Origin of the sequence: Alteromonas sp. RKMC-009, assembly GCF_003584565.2 — a bacterium.
Lineage (GTDB): Bacteria > Pseudomonadota > Gammaproteobacteria > Enterobacterales > Alteromonadaceae > Alteromonas.
In genome coordinates this window covers 1,893,070-1,912,776 of the sequence record NZ_CP031010.1, presented here as the reverse complement: position 1 = coordinate 1,912,776, position 19,707 = coordinate 1,893,070, and the positions used below count along the sequence as shown (strand labels likewise).

The following is a 19,707-nucleotide window of genomic DNA, read 5'->3' as shown; positions in this document are numbered from 1 at the left end:
GAAAGTGCAGCCGGCAAACCCTTTATGACAATTACGGGTGGTTAAATGTAAAAGGATATTAATCCCACTGCGGCGCGAAATCCGGATCCACGATACGTTCGCCGTTATCCAGCTCATCAATGCGCGCCACATCATCTTCTGACAGCGTGACAGCGGTATAATCGAAGTTCGCCTGCAAATGGTCCTTATTCGTTGATGAAGGGATGGCATGGATACCTTTTACTTCCATCCACGCCAGTACAACCTGGGCAGGATTGGCTCCGTGCGCGTCAGCAATGGCTTTGAGTTCATCATTTTTCATGACTTCGCCCACCGCAAAGGGCATATAGGCGGTAGTGGAAATACCAGCCTGCTTACAATGTTCAACCACCTGACGGTTTTGCATAAACGGGTGAAGCTCTATCTGATTAGTGAGTATCTCGCCCTCTCCCAGGATCTCAACCGCTTTGTCGATTTGTGCCATGGTGAAATTCGACACACCGATATGGCGCGTTAAACCTTCTTCTTTGGCCTGCTTCAGTGAGGCTAAATATGACTCCATGGGAATATGATCATTGGGTGACGGCCAGTGGATGAGCAGCAGGTCAACATAGGCCATTTTCAGTTTGTTCAGACTTTCATGCACAGACGGAATGAAGTGACCCTTATCAAGATGGTCGTGCCATACCTTGGTGGTCACGAACAGTTCTTCACGGGGAAGACCGGCAGTTTGAATTGCATTGCCGATTTCTTCTTCGTTGCCATAAAACTGGGCGGTATCAATATGGCGGAAGCCGGTGGAAAGCGCATCTGAAACCGTTTTTCTTGCTACCTCTCCTTCTAAACGAAACGTACCTACACCTAATTGAGGCATCGATTGCATTATCTTCTCCTGTTTTATGAATTCACCTTGTCTACGCTAAGACATTGAATACAGATTACTTCACTTTCTTCAGGTATTGGTTTTAATACTTGCATGCCAACGGCCTTATCGTGCAAATGCAAATGCATTGATAGGCTTGTGTTACGACTAAAGTTTAAGTGAACAGGACGAATACGATGCGACGCGCTATCACTCTTCTCGCTGCCGTATTGCTTTCAGGTCAGGCTTTTGCGGCGAAAGATACTTTCTTTGTAGGTGTTGAAGACAGTTCAGGCAGACAGGTCCACCCGGTAAACGGTGGCAAATATCAACCGGTACTCGATGCGGTGATGACAGCATTTGCTCTTGAAGAGGGCTTTGAACTGGAATATGTGCCCCTTCAGGGCGACGCTTACGATCAGTGGTATAAAGAAAACACGATTGATTTCCGCTTTCCGGATCACCCCCGCTGGTCTGCCACAGACGGCACGCTGTTTTACAGCCAGCCTGTGATCGGTATTTGTGAAATCACCCGCGTGTTGCCTGAGAATCAGTGGATGCGAATTCCCGACGTGACTGCACTTGGTATTATTGAAGATCAGCCGGTTTCCAGTGACTGGTTAGAACAGGAACGTAAAGGCTACACAAAAATAGTGTCATTCTCTGAGCCGACACACCTGGTAAAGGCGCTGGTTGACGGTGAGGTTGATGCCATTATCACAGACAGCGAACAGCTGAATGATGCAACTGCAGCACTGAAGCTGTCAGGTAAACGCATTGTGGCATCAGAACATATTCAGGATAAGAAAGAGAGCCTGCGGATTTCCAGTGAGCAGTATCCGGCGATGCTGGAAAAATTAGATGAATTTCTCAAAACGCACCGCGGGCTGATTGCTCAGGTTGCCCGCCGGCACGGTATTGATAACGGGCGTGCCTGTTTAAAGAAACGCCCTTCCCGTCAGTCAGAGCTGGCTGACTGATTACGTTGATGAGACTGCCGTGTACGGTGTTTTTTCACCGAGCGGCGCATACGGGTAAGGCGGGCATGATCAAGTTTACCCTGTCTTACATCCACCAGCGTTTGTGTTTCATCGTCCAGTTGCACCAGTTTACGAAGGGCATTTAACTGCTCCAGCGGCAGCTCTACCCAGGCCCCCTGCGGTAAACGCTTTTGCAACTCCACCGGTCCGTAGCGCACGCGAACGAGACGGCTGACCTGCATTTCCTGAGACTCCCACAGGCGACGTACTTCTCGGTTACGGCCTTCAGACAACGTCACGTTATACCAGCGGTTCATGCTATCTTCTTCACCGGCAGGTTTAGAACGGGCTTTGATTTCAGTAAACCGCGCCAGACCATCTTCCAGTTCAACCCCTTTGGTCAGCGTGTTCAGGGTTTTACCGGACACTTCACCGAATACGCGTACAGCATACTCACGTTCTACTTCACATTTAGGGTGCATTAAGCGGTTTGCCAGTTCACCGTCATTGGTGAACAATAACAGGCCACTGGTATTGATATCCAGGCGGCCTACGGCAATCCAGCGTCCCACGCGGATAGCAGGCAGACGGTCAAATACTGTGGGGCGGCCTTCAGGATCGTGACGGCTGCATAATTCACCTTCCGGCTTGTTATACATCAATACACGGCATACCGGTTTTTCTGCCTGACGGGATAACAGATGACCGTCTACACGGATTTGCTGGCCGGGTTCAACACGGTCGCCCAGTGTCGCAATTTTGCCATCTACCGATACCCTTCCGGCTTCTATCCACCGTTCCATTTCACGGCGGGAGCCCAGTCCCTGGTTAGCCAGGACTTTTTGCAACTTTTCACTCATTTTCTTCTCGCTTTTGTTCAGCGGTTTCAATCGCACGGTCGTCGTCAGACGGTGCCTCCAGTGTAGCCGTCGCAGGCGGCTGTTCGTTGTCTTCAAGCCCTTCAAAAACCTCAGATCCGGGTAAATCTGCCAACGACTTTAACGAAAAATAATCCAGAAACTGTCTGGTAGTGGCATATAACGACGGTCTGCCCGGCACTTCTTTGTGCCCTACCACTTTGATCCAGTCTCTTTCTGTCAGGGTGCGGATAATATTACTGCTGACTGCCACCCCGCGAACCGCTTCAATTTCGCCGCGGGTTATGGGTTGACGGTAAGCAATTAACGCCAGCGTTTCCAACATTGCACGGGAATAACGGGGCGCGTTTTCCTGCCACATGCGGCTCAGCCAGGGGCTTAAGCTATCCAGTGACTGAAAGCGGTATCCGCTGGCCACTTCAACCAGTTGAATTCCTCTGGGCTGATAGTCCAGCACCAGCTCTTTGAGCACCTCGTTAAGCGCCCTTTCACTGACTGTAAATTCAGCCAGCACAGACTCACGCAGTGCCAGTTTAGTCATAGGCGCATCGGCAACAAACAGTGCGGCCTCGACCAGTTGCTTAAGCTGGACTTTATTAATCTTCTTCATGACGGCCCAATTTTACATGAATTCTGGCAAATGGTCCTGTCTGAACGCACAATAAAAGCTGTTCTTTTACTAATTCCAGAATCGCCAGAAAAGACACCACCACACCTGCTCTGCCTTCTTCCGGCGTGAATAACGCATCCAGCGGTGTGTAGGTCTCACTGTTTACCATAGCCAGAATCTGGCTCATGCGCTCACGGGTACTCAGCGCCTCCCGCTCAATTGTATGATGTTCAAACGCGGCAGCCCGCTTCATGGCATGGCTGAATGCCAGCACAAGCTCCTGGAGAGACACATCCGGCTCTATCCGCACCGGTTGCACACTCAGAGCCACATCAGCCTTCACAGCAAACACATCCCGCTCCATACGGGGCTGTTCATCCAGTGATTGTGCAGCTTTTTTAACGGCTTCGTATTCTCTTAACCGGCGGATAAGTTCCGCTCTGGGGTCTTCTTCATCTTCCGGTTCATCGCTTCGCCTTGGTAGCAGTAACCGGGATTTAATTTCAGCCAGAATCGCTGCCATCAGCAAATATTCGGCAGCTAATTCCAGCTTCAATGTTTTCATAACCTCCACATATTCCATGTACTGTGCAGTAATGTCTGCCACGGGTAAGGTTACGATTTCGAATTTCTGTTTGCGGATAAGATACAAAAGAAGGTCCAGCGGGCCTTCAAAGGTTTCCAGAATGACTTCCAGTGCATCAGGGGGAATGTACAGATCTGACGGCTTTTCAATGACCGCTTCGCCATTGATAAACGCCAGTGGCAAAGGTTGCTGAACGGGGTCGCTTACTGCCGCCGGCGTTTGTTCATCAGTCATCTTACGCGCTGTTCGTCCGTGTTATGAGTGTTTTACAGGAACGGTGACGGGTCGCCACTGCCTTCCCTGATCACTTCCGCATTGCCTTCAGAGAAATCGACAATGGTGGTGGGATCTTCACCAAGATACCCGCCATGAATAATCAATCCTACCAGTTTTTCCAGCCTGTCGCGGATTTCATCAGGATCTGACTCTGCCATTTGTTTACCAGGCAGGATCAGCGATGTGGACATCAGCGGTTCATTAAGGGTTTCCAGCAACTTGAGTGCAATCACGTTGTCCGGCACACGGATCCCGATGGTCTTCCGCTTCGGGTTTTGTAACCGGCGGGGTACCTCACGGGTAGCTTTAAAAATAAACGTGTATGGACCCGGAGTGTTATTTTTTATTTGCCGGAAAGCGGTGTTATCCACTTTGGCATAAAACGATAATTCGGACATATCACGGCACATTAGAGTGAAGTTGTGATCGTGTTCGATTTGCCTGATCTGGCAAAGGCGTTCCAGCGCTTTTTTGTCTTCCATCTGGCAGCCAATGGCGTAGCCGGAATCAGTGGGATACACCACCACCTCGCCCTGCCGGATTAACTCCACAGCCTGATTCAACAATCGCTGCTGTGGATTTTCCGGATGAATATAGAAAAATTGACTCATTACAATGTCCTGTTACTGATGGGCGGGCAGTGCCCAGTCATGCCAGACTGGCTTGAGGTGAGAAGCGATACCTAAATTACGCCCCAATTCTGTCCACCTGGACGGGAAGTGAAAATCAGACCCCGCCGAAGCCAAAAGATTGTGCTCGCTGGCAAGCTCGTTGATAAGCTTTTGCTTGTCAGGATTGATACCGGGAAAAGCCGTTTCGATGGCCTGTCCACCGTGATGCGCAAAATCATTAACCAGACGGCGCAACCATTTTGCCGTTATGTCATAGTGGGCGGGATGAGCAAGTACAGCCTGACCACCGGCAGCACGAATATGAGATATGGCTTGTTCCATGCCGGGCCATACAGCCTTAACAGCGGCCCGTTTCCCTTTTCCAAGGTACTTTTTAAAAGCGGCATCCATGGTAGCAACACCATATTCATTCACTAATACGCGTGCGAAGTGTGCACGGGTCACCTGCCCCACACCGGCAAGATTCACTGCTTTTTCAAGCATACCGTCAAACCCGCATTTTTGCAGCTTTTCACCAATTTTAACCGCACGTTCCTTGCGTATTGCACTTTGCTCAGCCAGAAAACCGTTGAGTGATGCATCTTCCACATCCACATTTAAGCCGACGATATGAATATCGAACCCGTGCCAGGCGGTGGAGATTTCAACGCCGTTAATGATCGTCATTACACGCTTTTGCTTTGCCTGGGTTTGGTGGGCAAGCGGTAATCCGGCGAGGGTATCATGGTCGGTAATGGCCAGCACATCCACCTGCATGGTGTGCGCGCGAAGCACCAGCTCTTCCGGCGTTAAATGGCCGTCGGAAAATTTTGTATGACTATGTAGATCGATTTTCAATGTCTTATGCAAAATTACGGTTGACACAACTTCTTTTTTGTTTTCTTCTATAGGGCATATTATACGTACTAACGCCTTCGATGCCTATCGAAGTTTATGACAGAGAAATCATGCGTAATCAATTATCAATCAGCACTTTAGTAAAAGCAGTTTGGTGGTGGCACTCCCTGAAGTAACGGGCGGTGTACGCGTGAGTGCGTAAAAGAACACAATAAAGGCCCGTTTAACGGGCCTTTTTTTTTAATCGCAGTTGGAGAAAATGCGACAATGAGTTTAGCGGAACTGGGCACCCAGCCCGGCAAAGTGGAAACAATCGAACAGTCAGGTACCTACCTGAACGATCCGTTAGCCGCCTTTGCCCACCTTTGTGCCGGAAAATCAAATGCACTGTTGTTAGAATCAGCAGAAATTGACAGCAAGGACGACTTGCAAAGCCTGCTGATGGTAGATGCCGCGATGCGCCTTGTGTGCACAGGTAATCAGGTTATCTGCACTGCACTGACCCCCAACGGCGAATCGGTATTACCGCTGATTGAAGCACAGCGCCCGGACAACACCAGTGTTGTCAGAGACGGTGCAACGGTAACGCTCACCTGCCACGCTGCGGATGATGCCCTGGATGAAGACAGCCGGCTGAAAGCGGCCAGTGTATTCGACGCCCTGCGATTACTGGTTCAGAAAATCACGCCAATCCGCCAGCATCCCCACGCCGTCTTTCTGGGTGGTGTATTTGCTTATGATCTGCTGGCCACATTCGAAAACTTACCTGATGTACCCGATGGCGAAAATGACTGTCCGGATTATGTATTCTATCTGGCAGAGACCTTACTCACAGTCGATCATCAAACCCGCCAGACCCGTTTAATCGGCAGCGTATTCAGCGGCCCTAACGTGGCGCAAAGTTATTTTGATGTGGCACAGCGACTGGAGCGGCTGCAGGCCAGACTCACAGATATACCTGCGAGCACTGCCACTATCCCGCCCGGGGCACAGGATGCTATGGATGTGGATGTCGACAAAGACGATGAAACCTACAAGCAGGATGTTGTCGACTTAAAAGCCAATATCCTTTCCGGTGACATTTTCCAGGTTGTACCTTCCCGCACTTTCTCCTTACCTTGTCCCGACCCGTTAACCGCATACGCTCAATTAAAAATCAGTAATCCAAGTCCTTATATGTTTTATATGCAGGATGCAGACTTTACTATATTCGGCGCGTCACCTGAGTCGGCAATCAAATATGAGAAATCATCGAATCAGGTAGAAATTTACCCCATCGCCGGTACACGTCCCAGAGGCAAACGGGCGAATGGCGAAATCGATCCGGATTTGGACAGCCGCATTGAACTGAATTTGCGTGAAGATGACAAAGAGAAAGCCGAACACATTATGTTAGTCGACCTGGCCCGTAACGATGTGGCGAAAGTAAGCCGTCCGGGCACCCGTTTCGTGAAAGACCTGCTGAAAGTAGACCGCTACTCTCACGTGATGCACCTGGTTTCCCGTGTCGTGGGTCAGTTGCGTGACGATCTGGATGCGCTGCATGCTTATCAGGCCTGCATGAACATGGGCACCCTGGTCGGCGCACCAAAAGTCAGTGCGGCCACATTGATCCGCCAGGTTGAAAAGAAACGCCGGGGAAGCTATGGCGGCGCTGTGGGCTACTTAAACGGAAACGGCGATATGGATACCTGTATTGTTATCCGCTCAGCGTTTGTGAAAAACGACCGTGCCTATATTCAGGCAGGCGCCGGTGTGGTTTACGACTCAGATCCCCAGTCTGAAGCCAATGAAACCCGCACCAAAGCGCAGGCTGTCATCAACGCGGTTCGCCGCTCTTTGAAACAGGGAGCCTGATCATGAAAGATAAAATCACCGTTTTTCTGCTCGATAATGTAGACTCCTTCACCTATAACCTGGTTGACGAGCTCCGGGCACTGGATTTACACATCATTGTGTACCGTAACACGGTAGATGCGGACATGTTGTTCTCCCGCATGCAGCAGGAAGCAGAAAAAGCGCCGGTATTGCTGTTATTGTCGCCGGGTCCGGGAGCGCCCCATGAAGCCGGTTGCATGCCCGCACTGATTAAAAAGGTACAGGGTGTTTTTCCGGTATTGGGTATATGCTTAGGTCACCAGGCTATCGTGAGTCATTACGGCGGCGTGGTCGACCGGGCCAGAGAGGTAATGCACGGCAAATCATCGCCCATCAGTCACTCCGGCGAGGCCATGTTTTCAGGTCTGGCTAACCCGCTGCATGTGGCCCGTTATCATTCTCTTGTGGCTACATCATTACCGGCAGGGTTAGAAACCATTGCCAGTTTTGGTGACACCACCATGGCGGTTTATCACCCCGAAGACAAAATGCTTGGTTTCCAGTTTCACCCGGAGTCAATTCTCACCGCAGACGGAAGCCGTTTACTACTGCAAAGTATTCACTATTTAACCGACAAGGAGTTGGAACATGTATGATGCCTCTCCCCTGCTGGACCTGTTATTTGCTAAAGAGCATCTGAGTCAGGCGCAGTCTTTTGCTTTATTTAACAGCATTATGCATGGCGAACAACCTGATCTGATTTTGGCAACCGTGCTTACCGCATTAAAGCTGAACGGCGAATCACCTAATGAAATCGCCGGTGCTGCCAGTGCCATGGTGTCAAACGCGCTGCCTTTCCCCACGCCGGACTATCCGTTTGCAGATATTGTCGGCACCGGCGGTGACGGACATAACACCATTAATATTTCCAGTGCGGCGGGTGTGGTAGCCGCCAGTTGCGGCGTAAAAGTCGCCAAACACGGTAACCGCAGTGTCTCCAGTAAATCCGGCTCTGCTGATATATTCAGACAGTTCGGTATTAATCTGGAAATCAGCCCAGAGACAGCAAGACAATGTCTGGACGATGCGAACTTCTGCTTCCTGTTCGCACCGGTTTATCATTCCGGTATGCGTCACGCTGCGCCCATCCGCGCGGCACTGAAAACCCGCACCATTTTCAACATTCTGGGTCCGCTGGCAAACCCTGCCGGCCCTACCCATGGTTTATTCGGTGTATATTCTCCGGAGCTTCTTGAGCCGTATGCCCGCACGTTGATGCTGCTCGGCCAGCACCGGGCCATGATTGTTCATGGCGACGGACTGGACGAACTGGCTCTGCACGGCGAATCTCACATCATCGACTTAGAGCATGGTGATTTACGCACACTGACCGTGACGCCTTCAGACTTCGGTTTACCTTCTTACCCTCTTGAAGCTATTGCCGGCGGTGAACCGGATGAAAACCGCAAAATGGTGGAAGCCGCTCTGGCCGGCGAAGGTCAGGAAGCACACCGGGCCGCCATCGCAATGAATTGCGGCGCGCTGTTGAAACTTACCGACACCGTGACCACATTCAAAGACGGTGCGGAAATGGCTATGGAAGCCATGAAACAGGGCAAACCGTTAACCACGCTTAACGCCGTGGCAAAAATCAGTCATCAGGAGAGCAGTAACGATGAGTAATGTGTTAGAACGCATCGTCGCCGATAAACGTGTGGAGTTAGAAGCACGTATGGCAGCAATGCCGTTAGCCACGTTTAAAGATTCACTGACACCTTCAAATAAAAGCTTGTTCGATGCATTAAGTCAGCCGGATGCCGGTTTTATTTTTGAATGTAAAAAGGCATCGCCGTCAAAAGGTCTCATCCGCCCTGTGTTCGACCTCGACGAAATTCTTGCTGCTTATAAGCCATACGCAGCAGGCATTTCAGTGCTGACTGATGAAAAGTATTTTCAGGGCAGCTATGACTATCTGGCTTATGTGACTGAGCGGGTGTCGCAACCGGTGCTGAACAAAGATTTCTTTGTGAACGAGTATCAGGTTTATCTGGCCCGTCATTATAACGCTGATGCCATTTTGCTGATGCTGAGTGTGCTGGACGACGACACTTACCGCACACTTGCCGGCCTGGCTGACAGCCTGGCGCTGGATATTCTTACCGAAGTCAGTAACGAAGAAGAAATGCACCGCGCTATCGCGCTGGAAGCGAAAATCATCGGCATTAATAACCGTGATCTGCGGGATTTGTCCACCGATCTCGCCACCAGCGAAAAGCTGATCCCCATGCTGGACAAGGCAACTCATGATTTCGTCGTGATTTCTGAATCCGGCATTTACACCCATCAGGATGTACGCCGCTTAGCGCCGCTATGCCAGGGCTTCCTGGTCGGCAGTGCGCTGATGGCTCAAAAAGATTTACCCGAAGCGGTGCGTGCCCTCATTTACGGCGACATCAAAGTATGTGGCCTATCCCGTGCAGAAGACGCTAAAGCTGCGTTTGACGGCGGCGCCAACTATGGCGGTCTTATCTTCGCAGAAAAGTCTAAACGTTGTGTAACGCAGGAGCAGGCGCGTACGATTACTGAGACAGTGCCGGGTCGTTATGTGGGCGTATTTGTCGACCAGCCTGTGGATGACATTGTCAGCGCCGCGCGTTCACTTAAGCTGTTTGCCGTTCAATTACACGGCAGCGAAGATGCGGCTTTCCGCCAGACATTGCGGGCGGCATTGCCTGCTGAATGCCAGATTTGGCAGGCAGTTGGCGTATCTGGCGACTTACCGCCGCACCTCAGTGACTTGCTGGGCGAAACCGTAACAGATCGCGTACTGCTGGATTGTCAGGTAGGTACGGAAAAAGGCGGAACGGGACAGTCATTCGACTGGTCACTGCTGGATGATGTGACAGACAAGAAAAAACTCATCGTTGCCGGCGGCATTCATGCCGGTAACCTGGTCGCTGCGCTCGGAACCGGCGCGGGCACCATAGATGTAAATTCCGGAGTAGAAGATGCTCCGGCACAAAAATCTGCTGAAAAGCTGGCGGCGCTGTTCAAAACAGCACGACGCTATTAATTGATGATCAACAGGATTATTCATGAACCAACTTGATTCAAAATTCGGGGATTTCGGGGGCATGTACGTGCCCGAGTTGCTTATTCCCGCGCTAGACCAACTCGAGAAAGAATTTATTGATGCCAAAGAAGATCCGGCATTTCAGGAAGAGTTTTCGGCACTGCTAAAAGATTATGCAGGTCGTCCTACGGCGATGACCCTGACGCGCAATCTGGTTACAAACCCCAAGGTTAAGCTGTATCTGAAGCGTGAAGATTTACTGCATGGCGGTGCGCACAAAACCAACCAGGTTCTGGGACAGGCACTACTGACTAAGCGTATGGGTAAAACCGAAGTCATTGCCGAAACCGGTGCAGGTCAGCACGGTACAGCGACGGCACTTGCCTGCGCACTGCTGGGTCTGAAATGCCGCATTTACATGGGTGCGAAAGATGTTGAGCGTCAGGCACCGAACGTATTCCGTATGCGTTTAATGGGTGCGGAAGTCATTCCTGTGAATGCTGGTTCAGGCACACTGAAAGATGCGGTTAACGAAGCACTTCGTGACTGGTCTGCGAATTACGATAAAGCGCACTATCTGCTGGGCACCGCGGCCGGCCCTCACCCGTTCCCGCATATTGTACGTGAATTCCACCGCATGATTGGTGAAGAAACCCGTGCGCAGATCATGGAAAAAGAAGGCAGATTACCGGATGCCGTGGTTGCCTGTGTTGGCGGCGGCTCGAATGCTATCGGCATGTTTGCTGACTTCATCGACGAGCCTTCTGTGAAGCTAATCGGTGTAGAGCCTGCTGGTAAAGGTCTGCACACCAAAGAACACGGTGCCACCATTTGTACCGGCTCGAAAGGCATTCTGCACGGTGCATACACCTATATTATGCAGGACAAGCAAGGCCAGATTGAAGAGAGCTACTCAGTATCTGCCGGTCTGGACTACCCTGCTGTTGGGCCTCAACATGCCTATCTTGCAGATACCGGCCGCGCTGAATATGTTGCAGTTACTGACGAAGAAGCGCTGAATGCCTTCCAGTTGTTAGCCCGCAAAGAAGGTATCATTCCGGCGCTTGAGTCTTCCCACGCGCTGGCCCATGCGCTCAACATGGCAGACGAAGCAGAAGAAGAAACCATTATCGTGGTGAATTTATCGGGTCGCGGCGACAAAGACCTTGGACACGTGATCAAGATTCTGGGAGAAGATTTTAATGGATCGCTATAGTGATATGTTTGGCCGGCTGAACGCCGGTAATCGCGGTGCGTTTGTGCCTTTCGTCATGATTGGCGATCCGGATATCGACACATCTGAAAAAATTATCTGTCAGTTGATTGAAAGCGGTGCAGACGCTCTTGAACTGGGTATTCCCTACTCAGATCCCATTGCTGATGGCCCGACAATTCAGGCTGCAAGTATTCGTGCCCTTGGCAACGGCGTCACACCGGATGCCTGCTTTGAGATGCTGTCCCGCGTCAGAGCAAAATACCCCGATGTACCTATGGGATTATTGCTGTACAGCAACCTGGTGATGGCCAAAGGGATCAGAGCTTTTTATCAGCAGGCACACGATGCCGGTGTTGATTCAATTCTGGTGGCGGATGTACCGCTTCGCGAAGCAAAACCCTTTATATCTGTAGCCAATGAAACCGGCGTAGCTCAAATTCTTATCGCGCCGCCTAATGCAACAGAAGAAGCGTTATCGCAGATTGGTGAGCACTCACGCGGCTACACTTACTTGTTAGGCCGTGCTGGTGTGACCGGCGTGGAAACCGCTGCAGATATCCCGGCAGAGTCATTAATTGCCAAATTATCGGATTATGCATGTGCACCGCCAATTCTCGGCTTTGGTATTTCAACACCGGAGCAGGTGTCGACAGCCATCAAAGCCGGCGCTGCGGGCGCAATCAGTGGTTCAGCCACCGTTAACATCATCGCCAAACATTTGGATGATGTACCGGCCATGCTCAGCGCACTTGATGCCTTTGTTACCGGCATGAAAGCGGCTACGGAAAAGTAAGGGAAGAAATACGATGTTCTATATGATTTGTGCAACCGACGTGGAAAACAGTCTGGAAAAGCGTCTGGCTGCCCGTCCTGCTCACCTGGCACGACTGAATGCGTTAAAAGACGAAGGCCGCTTGCTGATTGCCGGCCCCTTCCCTGCTATCGACAGTGAAGATCCCGGCCCGGCCGGATTCACCGGTTCTCTGGTTGTCGCTGAATTTGGCTCTCTGGAAACCGCGAAAGCCTGGGCTGAAGCCGACCCGTATGTAGAAGCCGGCGTCTATGAAAACGTAGTGGTAAAACCCTACAAGAAGGTATTGCCGTAACCGGTTACGGAAACAACAATGGGAGCCGGCGGCTCCCGTTTTTTATTTGCTTGAGCAACTTTTCGTTAGAGATTGACGGTTTGGTGCTCGCCCATTTCCTCCGGATCGACTTTCTTTCCGGTGAGTAACTTAAATACGCCTTTAAAACCGGGCTCTGCAAGCCAGATCTCAGCATCCTTTAATTCAAACCGCATCATCTTCAGGGCGGGGTCATCTTTTCCGCCTTCAAACCATGCAGATACCGGATTCGACCAGTATTTATCAATAATTTCTTTGCGCGTCTCTTCCACCAGCGTACCCCGGATGCAGGCAAACACATCATGCCCCTTACTGGAAAACTGCGCCATAGCCGGTCCTCCGGACGCTGCACGGTTAGTCTTAGTTGTGTAAAACCAGAATTCGCTGTTAGCTTTTTCGTCAAGAATGGCGTGCATAGGTTCAGCGTGCTCCCGACTGGCATCAAGGCTCAACATTACATTAGGGCTGTCCGACAACGCTTTCCACATGCGGGTACGAATATCATCAGATGTCATTTTATCTCCTCGTTTTACGTTCTTCTGCAAAGATCTTTAATTCAACACCTGATATCCACTGCAGTAGCTATGCCAGACGAAGATATCTTATTAACCCATTGATTAAATGTACCTTTCTTGATTTGGTTCACTTAAGGAACAAACTGATATGTCTCATTTTCTGTAAAGTTTACCTTGAGGTGGTATGAACTCAGGTGGCGGACAGGGATTAAAGCAATGAATTTGCAGCAATTAACAAAAGTCAGATTCGATTCAGCCAATGTTCATTTATAACGGTTATGCTAGGATACGAAAATTAGAGAATGCCGGACACCGTGTCCTGAGCACCATCCTGAGGCTGTATGAATATCGTTAAATCCCTGTTTCTGACTGTGTTACTGCTCATAGCTCCGCTATCGCAGCAGGCCGCTGCCGTTCAGGAGCAGGCGCCACAGATAGATCGCAGTCAGGCCGCGACAAAAGCACAACAACATGAAAAAGGTCGTGTGTTGCGGGTCGACCAGACCCGTACAAAATACCGTGTAAAAGTTCTGAAAAAAAATGGACGTGTGGTGTCGGTGGATGTAGACAAGAAAACCGGTAAAGTTCAGCCGGCAACGGACAAGGATAATTAAAACAAATGCGCTTATTAATTGCCGAAGACGACAGTCGTCTGCTAACCCAGTTAGATGCTTTGCTGCAACAAAACGGCTACAGCGTGGACCTTGCAGACAATGGTAATAACGCCTTATATCAGCTTCAGGAATATAATTACGATTTAGCCGTTATTGATATCGGACTGCCGGGTATTGACGGATTCGACGTGATCCGTAAAGCCCGTCAGAACGACGTTCGTACACCGGTGCTGATCCTGACCGCCCGGGACCGCTGGCAGGAAAAGGTAGAAGGTCTGGATGCAGGTGCTGATGACTACCTTACCAAGCCATTTCACAATGAAGAGTTACTGGCCAGAGTGAAGGCTTTGATCCGCCGGGCTTCCGGTCAGGCAAATCCGTCTATTCAGTTTGGTCCGGTATGTCTGGACACAGTTGCCGAAGAAATTACTCTGAACGACGTCCGCCTGGACCTCACGGCGTACGAATACAAGGTTATGGAATACCTGATGCTTAATCCGCAGAAGATTGTGTCGAAAACAGAACTGACGGAGCATATCTACGATCAGGACTTCGATTTAGACAGTAACGTGATTGAGGTATTTGTAGGACGCCTGAGGAAGAAACTTGATCCTGACGGCACACTGAAACCTATTGAAACACTTCGTGGCCGCGGCTACCGCCTGAACAGAGAGCTATGACCCGTCTGTCTCTTCGTCTTCGCAGTGCCCTTCTGGCACTGCTGGCGCTGGCTATTTTTATTCCGGTGACCGTGCTGACTCTGGACAAAGCCTATACGGAAAGTCTCACTCAGGCGAAACATAACGAATTAAAACTGATGAACCTGGCACTGGTCTCTGCCTTTGAACTGGACGGTGATGTGCCTTACATGCCGGAACTGTTGTACGAAGAGCAGCTTAATTTACCGGATTCAGGCTATATAGGCATTATCGTTTTCCGCAATAAAGTGATCTGGAAATCGGCTTCAGCGTTACACAATGAGGTGATCGCTACCCTGCCCGCCCCCGCAACCGGCGATGAAGAATTTATCACGGAAGACCGGGGCGCACTCAGTAACACCGGCAGCTATTTCAGCTATGCGTTTACAGCAGAATTCGCGGCCGCCGACAGCTTCGAACCGGTTCATTTTTACATCATGAACAGCCGTCAGGAATTCAACCTCGAGCGTGACGCATTCACCGGTACATTGTGGAAATGGTTGCTCCTGCTCGCTGCCGGACTCCTTGTACTGATCATCGCGGGCATTACTTTCGTGCTAAATCCTGTGCGGGAGTTGATCAATGAAATACGGCTGACAGCCAGCGGACGCCAGGGTGCACTCACCCGCCATTATCCGAAAGAGTTTACCCCGCTAAAAAACAGCATTAACCGGTTGCTTGAAGCAGAAGCCCAGCAACGCAGTCGCTATAAGAATAGTCTCGGTGATTTGGCGCACAGCCTGAAAACGCCGCTGGCTGTTGCCATGGGAACAAGTAACCTTCCCGATGATGCCCATGATTCACTCACGCAAATCAACAATATCATCCAACGCCAGCTGAAACGGGCCGCAGCAGCCAAAGCCGGCTGGCAAGCCAGTGTCACGGTAGCTCCGCTGGCGCAAAAACTACTAAATGCAATGGAAAAAGTGCATCGTGACCGTTCACTTAACATAAACATGGCAGGTGATACCGGTTGTCAGTTCAAGGGCGATGAAACTGATTTGATGGAAATGATGGGCAACCTTTTGGACAACGCCTGTAAAGCAGCCAGCACAACCGTACTTCTCACCCTTGAGCAGGAAGAGGGCTGGAGTCATATCCGAATAGAAGATGACGGGCCGGGCATCCCCCCGGATCAAAAAGACGCGCTGCTTGAACGGGGCGAGCGTCTGGACACCTATGCGGAAGGCCAGGGTATTGGCATGGCTGTCGTTGCCGATCTCGTTGCTATTTATGAAGGGAGGCTGGATATTGCAGACAGTACGCTTGGCGGCGCAGCGGTAACATTGTCATTTCCTGTGTAATTACAGTTTGTTGTGCGTTATGTTTACTTTTCAATCTGGTACAACCATAACCATCATGAATGCTTACCATAAATGCAACACTATAATTTATCCTCAATGGTAAAACCAATCTGACGCGCCACCGTAAATCACATTTATCTGAATTACATAAACCAATGATTTTTATAATTAATTTATAAATCGCAAATCATCAATAAAGAAACCAAAAATCGACATGCAACATCTGTTTTACATAAGCATGTTGCATGACACCCCCTGGTCACTTTCTGTCATTACGTAATCACTAAAAATCAGTTAATATGTCCCTCATTTTTATACGCGTATAGCTAAGACCGTCTTAATTCTACGCCCGAGTGAACCAAGACCGAGAGAAAATTATGAGTTTGTATTCAGAATATCTGGCAGAGATCGAAACCCGTAAAACGGAACTAGGTCTTAACCCGAAGCCAATAGACAGTGCTGATCTGCTGTCAGAAATCATTGCTCAAATCAAAGACACAGCAAATGAGCACCGTGAAGACTCTTTAAAATTCTTTATCTATAACACCCTGCCCGGCACCACAAGCGCGGCTGGTGTTAAAGCACAATTCCTGAAAGAAATTGTTCTTGGCGAAGAAAAAGTAGAAGAAATCACACCTGAGTTTGCACTTGAATTGCTTTCTCACATGAAAGGTGGTCCGTCTGTAGAAGTATTACTGGACCTGGCATTATCTGATGACGAATCAGTTGCCAAACCAGCTGCTGAAGTACTGAAAACACAGGTTTACATGTACGACGCAGACACCGAGCGTCTCGAAGCGGCTTATAAAGCAGGCAACCCAATCGTAAAAGAGATTCTGGAAAGCTACGCGAAAGCAGAGTTCTTCACCAAGCTGCCTGATGTACCTGAAAAAATCGAAGTTGTTACTTATATCGCTGCTGAAGGTGATATCTCTACTGACCTGCTTTCTCCGGGTAACCAGGCGCACTCCCGTGCTGACCGTGAACTGCACGGCCAGTGTATGATTACGCCTGAAGCACAACAGGAAATCGTTGAGCTGGGTAAAAAGCACCCTAACGCTAAAGTCATGCTGATTGCAGAAAAAGGCACCATGGGTGTAGGTTCTTCTCGGATGTCTGGTGTGAACAACGTGGCACTGTGGGCCGGTGAGCCTACCAGCCCTTACATTCCTTTCGTCAACAAAGCACCAATCGTTGCAGGTACTAACGGTATTGCACCTATCTTCCTGACTACCGTTGACGTAACCGGTGGTATCGGTCTTGACCTTAAAAACTGGGTTAAGAAAACTGACGAAAACGGCGAAGTGGTTCGTGACGCAAATGGCGACCCTGTACTGGAAGAAGCATATTCTGTTGCAACCGGTACCGTACTGACCATCGATACCAAAGCGAAGAAACTGTACAACGGTTCTGAAGAACTGGCTGACGTTTCTGCTTCATTCACTCCTCAAAAAATGGAGTTCATGAAAGCCGGTGGTTCTTACGCGGTTGTGTTTGGTAAGAAGTTACAAACATTCGCGGCAGAAACACTGGGTGTTAAAGCACCGGAAGTGTATGCAGCTGCAAAAGAAATCTCTCATGAAGGTCAGGGTCTGACTGCTGTTGAGAAAATCTTTAACCGTAACGCGGTAGGTGTGAATTCAGATTCTCCTCTGCATGCCGGTTCAGATGTACGTGTAAAAGTTAACATCGTTGGCTCTCAGGACACCACAGGCCCGATGACCTGTCAGGAACTGGAGTCGATGGCTGCATCAACGATTTCTCCGCTGGTTGACGGTGCATATCAGTCTGGCTGTCACACTGCATCAGTATGGGATAAGAAAGCTCAGGCTAACATTCCTAAACTGATGTCTTTCATGAACAACTTTGGTGTTATCACAGCCCGCGATCCTAAAGGCGTATACCACGCAATGACTGACGTTATTCACAAAGTGCTTAACGACATCACTGTAGACGACCGCGCAATCATCATTGGTGGTGACTCACATACCCGTATGTCCAAAGGTGTCGCTTTCGGTGCTGACTCAGGTACTGTTGCACTGGCACTGGCAACGGGTGAAGCAGCAATGCCAATTCCGCAGTCTGTAAAAGTGACCTTTAAAGGCAGCATGAAAGAACACATGGACTTCCGTGATGTGGTTCACGCTACTCAGGCGCAAATGCTAAAGCAGTTCTCCGGTGAAAACGTGTTCCAGGGCCGTGTTATCGAAGTTCAAATCGGTACCCTGCTGGCTGACCAGGCATTTACGTTCACTGACTGGACTGCTGAGATGAAGGCGAAAGCTTCAATCTGTATCTCTGACAACGAGACCATGATTGCATCACTGGAACTGGCGAAGAGCCGTATCCAGATCATGATCAACAAGGGCATGGATAATGAAGCGAACATGCTGCAAGGTCTTATCGACCTGGCAGACAAGCGTATTGCTGAAATCAAGTCTGGCGAAGAGCCGGCACTGGCACCGGATGACAATGCTAAGTACTACGCAGAAGTCGTTGTTGACCTCGACCAAATCGATGAGCCAATGATCGCTGACCCGGACGTAAACAACGAAGACGTGTCTAAGCGTTACACCCACGACGTTATTCGTCCGGTTTCTTACTACGACGGCAAGCCAGTTGACCTGGGCTTCGTAGGTTCCTGTATGGTTCACAAAGGCGACATGCAAATCATTGCACAAATGCTGCGTAACCTGGAGAAGCTGAACGGCTCTGTAAGCTTTAAAGCACCGCTGGTTGTTGCTCCGCCAACGTACAACATTGTTGATGAGCTGAAAGCAGAAGGCGACTGGGAAATCCTGGCAAAATACGCCGGTTTCGAATTCGACGATGCCAAGCCAAAAGAAGCAGCACGTACTAAGTACGAAAACATTCTGTACCTTGAGCGTCCGGGATGTAACCTGTGTATGGGTAACCAGGAAAAAGCTGAACCTGGTGACACTGTAATTGCTACTTCTACCCGTTTGTTCCAGGGCCGTGTTGTTGCTGACACAAGCGAGAAGAAAGGCGAATCACTGCTGGGCTCAACGCCGCTGGTAGTACTGTCTACAGTACTGGGTCGCTTCCCGACTACTGAAGAGTACAAGCAGGCTGTTGCAGGCATCGACCTGACCAAGTTTGCTCCGCCTTCAGAAGACCTGGCTGTTAAGCCTAAGTTTGAAGCAGACGTAGCGGTTAAGAACGTTTAATTAACGGTTCTTAAGCCTGTTAAGAAGCCCTGACGTTGTCGGGGCTTTTTATATCAACGGTTTAACTCCGTATCATTTCAAAAGCCATCAGATTCGATGACTTTAATTTTGCAAATTGGAATTCACTCCCCTTCAACCAGAGCACAATGATATTCCTCATCACTGAGGGTGAGCGTCGCTTCTTTACCTTTGCTCCAGAACACCACACTGTTACCCGTATATTTCGCACCCGAAGCACTGATCCCGGGCGTCAGTACCATGGCATTTACTCCAATCTGCAGAATGGCAGTATCGTTGCCGTCAACCTGAAAAATCACCGCACCGGCATCGCCACAGTCATATTGGTAAGGGTGTCCGGCGATGGTTTCCTCTTTCCCGCCATTGTCACATGCGGTAAGAATAAGAATACTGGCTGACATCGCTATGCCATGAATTAGCGCTTTTTGCTTCACGAATTTCTCCTGACGTTAGTTTCCCTGTTTTGACCGCAACCGACTTGAGCCGTTGCAGAACACTT

At 49.9% G+C, this 19,707-nt stretch carries 20 protein-coding genes; 12 read left to right on the top strand and 8 right to left on the bottom strand.

Annotation, left to right across the window (positions count from 1 at the left end; translation table 11 throughout):
• Positions 1 to 58 precede the first annotated feature (58 nt).
• A complete protein-coding gene (gene dkgB, locus DS731_RS08440) occupies positions 59 to 862 on the bottom strand; it encodes a 2,5-didehydrogluconate reductase DkgB (protein WP_119500904.1) in 804 nt (267 codons plus the stop codon).
• A gap of 176 nt (positions 863 to 1,038) precedes the next feature.
• Here dkgB and DS731_RS08435 point away from each other — a divergent pair, with 176 nt between their 5' ends.
• Positions 1,039 to 1,821, top strand: a complete 783-nt coding sequence (locus DS731_RS08435; RefSeq protein ID WP_119500903.1) for a transporter substrate-binding domain-containing protein — start codon at positions 1,039 to 1,041, stop codon at positions 1,819 to 1,821.
• Here the strand turns inward: DS731_RS08435 and rluB are convergent.
• The 5 genes from rluB to DS731_RS08410 are packed head-to-tail and all read right to left on the bottom strand — an operon-like array spanning position 1,800 to position 5,640.
• Positions 1,800 to 2,681 (bottom strand): 23S rRNA pseudouridine(2605) synthase RluB, encoded by an 882-nt coding sequence (gene rluB, locus DS731_RS08430; RefSeq protein ID WP_119500902.1) that lies wholly within the window; start codon positions 2,679 to 2,681, stop codon positions 1,800 to 1,802. The two genes, DS731_RS08435 and rluB, sit on opposite strands and share 22 nt — an antisense overlap.
• Positions 2,674 to 3,309, bottom strand: a complete 636-nt coding sequence (gene scpB, locus DS731_RS08425) for an SMC-Scp complex subunit ScpB (protein WP_119500901.1) — start codon at positions 3,307 to 3,309, stop codon at positions 2,674 to 2,676. Before scpB ends, rluB begins: the two co-directional genes overlap by 8 nt.
• A complete protein-coding gene (locus DS731_RS08420; protein ID WP_119500900.1) occupies positions 3,296 to 4,129 on the bottom strand; it encodes a segregation and condensation protein A in 834 nt (277 codons plus the stop codon). The genes scpB and DS731_RS08420 overlap by 14 nt, the downstream gene beginning before the upstream one ends.
• 32 nt (positions 4,130 to 4,161) lie before the next feature.
• Entirely contained in the window at positions 4,162 to 4,782 is a 621-nt protein-coding gene (locus DS731_RS08415) for an L-threonylcarbamoyladenylate synthase (RefSeq protein WP_119500899.1), read from the bottom strand.
• Positions 4,783 to 4,794: 12 nt separating this feature from the next.
• Entirely contained in the window at positions 4,795 to 5,640 is an 846-nt protein-coding gene (locus DS731_RS08410; protein WP_119503357.1) for a PHP domain-containing protein, read from the bottom strand.
• A gap of 267 nt (positions 5,641 to 5,907) precedes the next feature.
• Between DS731_RS08410 and DS731_RS08405 the strand changes: the two genes are divergently transcribed.
• From DS731_RS08405 to DS731_RS08375, 7 genes are read left to right on the top strand one after another with little or no spacing between them, the layout of a single operon-like run.
• On the top strand, positions 5,908 to 7,497 hold the full coding sequence (locus tag DS731_RS08405; RefSeq protein WP_119500898.1) for an anthranilate synthase component 1: 1,590 nt from the start codon (positions 5,908 to 5,910) through the stop codon (positions 7,495 to 7,497).
• A 2-nt stretch (positions 7,498 to 7,499) separates the two neighbouring features.
• Positions 7,500 to 8,114, top strand: coding sequence for an aminodeoxychorismate/anthranilate synthase component II (locus DS731_RS08400; RefSeq protein ID WP_119500897.1), 615 nt, complete (start codon positions 7,500 to 7,502; stop codon positions 8,112 to 8,114).
• The gene (gene trpD / locus DS731_RS08395) at positions 8,107 to 9,141 is read left to right on the top strand and encodes an anthranilate phosphoribosyltransferase (protein WP_119500896.1); all 1,035 of its coding nucleotides are present in this window, start codon (positions 8,107 to 8,109) and stop codon (positions 9,139 to 9,141) included. Before DS731_RS08400 ends, trpD begins: the two co-directional genes overlap by 8 nt.
• Positions 9,134 to 10,531, top strand: a complete 1,398-nt coding sequence (gene trpCF / locus DS731_RS08390; RefSeq protein WP_119500895.1) for a bifunctional indole-3-glycerol-phosphate synthase TrpC/phosphoribosylanthranilate isomerase TrpF — start codon at positions 9,134 to 9,136, stop codon at positions 10,529 to 10,531. Before trpD ends, trpCF begins: the two co-directional genes overlap by 8 nt.
• A 22-nt stretch (positions 10,532 to 10,553) precedes the next feature.
• Entirely contained in the window at positions 10,554 to 11,747 is a 1,194-nt protein-coding gene (trpB, locus tag DS731_RS08385; RefSeq protein WP_119500894.1) for a tryptophan synthase subunit beta, read from the top strand.
• Positions 11,734 to 12,540 (top strand): tryptophan synthase subunit alpha, encoded by an 807-nt coding sequence (gene trpA, locus DS731_RS08380; RefSeq protein ID WP_119500893.1) that lies wholly within the window; start codon positions 11,734 to 11,736, stop codon positions 12,538 to 12,540. The genes trpB and trpA overlap by 14 nt, the downstream gene beginning before the upstream one ends.
• 13 nt (positions 12,541 to 12,553) lie before the next feature.
• A complete protein-coding gene (locus tag DS731_RS08375) occupies positions 12,554 to 12,853 on the top strand; it encodes a YciI family protein (protein WP_119500892.1) in 300 nt (99 codons plus the stop codon).
• A 65-nt stretch (positions 12,854 to 12,918) separates the two neighbouring features.
• Here the strand turns inward: DS731_RS08375 and DS731_RS08370 are convergent, their stop codons facing one another.
• The gene (locus DS731_RS08370) at positions 12,919 to 13,386 is read right to left on the bottom strand and encodes a pyridoxamine 5'-phosphate oxidase family protein (RefSeq protein ID WP_119500891.1); all 468 of its coding nucleotides are present in this window, start codon (positions 13,384 to 13,386) and stop codon (positions 12,919 to 12,921) included.
• Between the two features lie 341 nt (positions 13,387 to 13,727).
• On the opposite strand from DS731_RS08370, the gene DS731_RS08365 reads away from it, so the two are divergent.
• The 4 genes from DS731_RS08365 (at position 13,728) to DS731_RS08350 (ending at position 19,190) form a co-directional block, all read left to right on the top strand.
• Positions 13,728 to 14,000 carry a PepSY domain-containing protein gene (locus DS731_RS08365; protein ID WP_119500890.1) on the top strand — a complete coding sequence of 91 codons (273 nt, stop codon included), beginning with the start codon at positions 13,728 to 13,730 and terminating at the stop codon, positions 13,998 to 14,000.
• A 5-nt stretch (positions 14,001 to 14,005) separates the two neighbouring features.
• Positions 14,006 to 14,680: a response regulator transcription factor gene (locus DS731_RS08360; protein ID WP_119500889.1), complete on the top strand. Its 675-nt coding sequence runs from the start codon at positions 14,006 to 14,008 to the stop codon at positions 14,678 to 14,680.
• On the top strand, positions 14,677 to 16,002 hold the full coding sequence (locus tag DS731_RS08355) for an ATP-binding protein (RefSeq protein WP_119500888.1): 1,326 nt from the start codon (positions 14,677 to 14,679) through the stop codon (positions 16,000 to 16,002). The genes DS731_RS08360 and DS731_RS08355 overlap by 4 nt, the downstream gene beginning before the upstream one ends.
• Before the next feature lie 377 nt (positions 16,003 to 16,379).
• Positions 16,380 to 19,190: a bifunctional aconitate hydratase 2/2-methylisocitrate dehydratase gene (locus tag DS731_RS08350; protein WP_119500887.1), complete on the top strand. Its 2,811-nt coding sequence runs from the start codon at positions 16,380 to 16,382 to the stop codon at positions 19,188 to 19,190.
• A 122-nt stretch (positions 19,191 to 19,312) separates the two neighbouring features.
• Here the strand turns inward: DS731_RS08350 and DS731_RS08345 are convergent, their stop codons facing one another.
• On the bottom strand, positions 19,313 to 19,642 hold the full coding sequence (locus tag DS731_RS08345; protein WP_119500886.1) for an MliC family protein: 330 nt from the start codon (positions 19,640 to 19,642) through the stop codon (positions 19,313 to 19,315).
• Positions 19,643 to 19,707 lie beyond the last annotated feature (65 nt).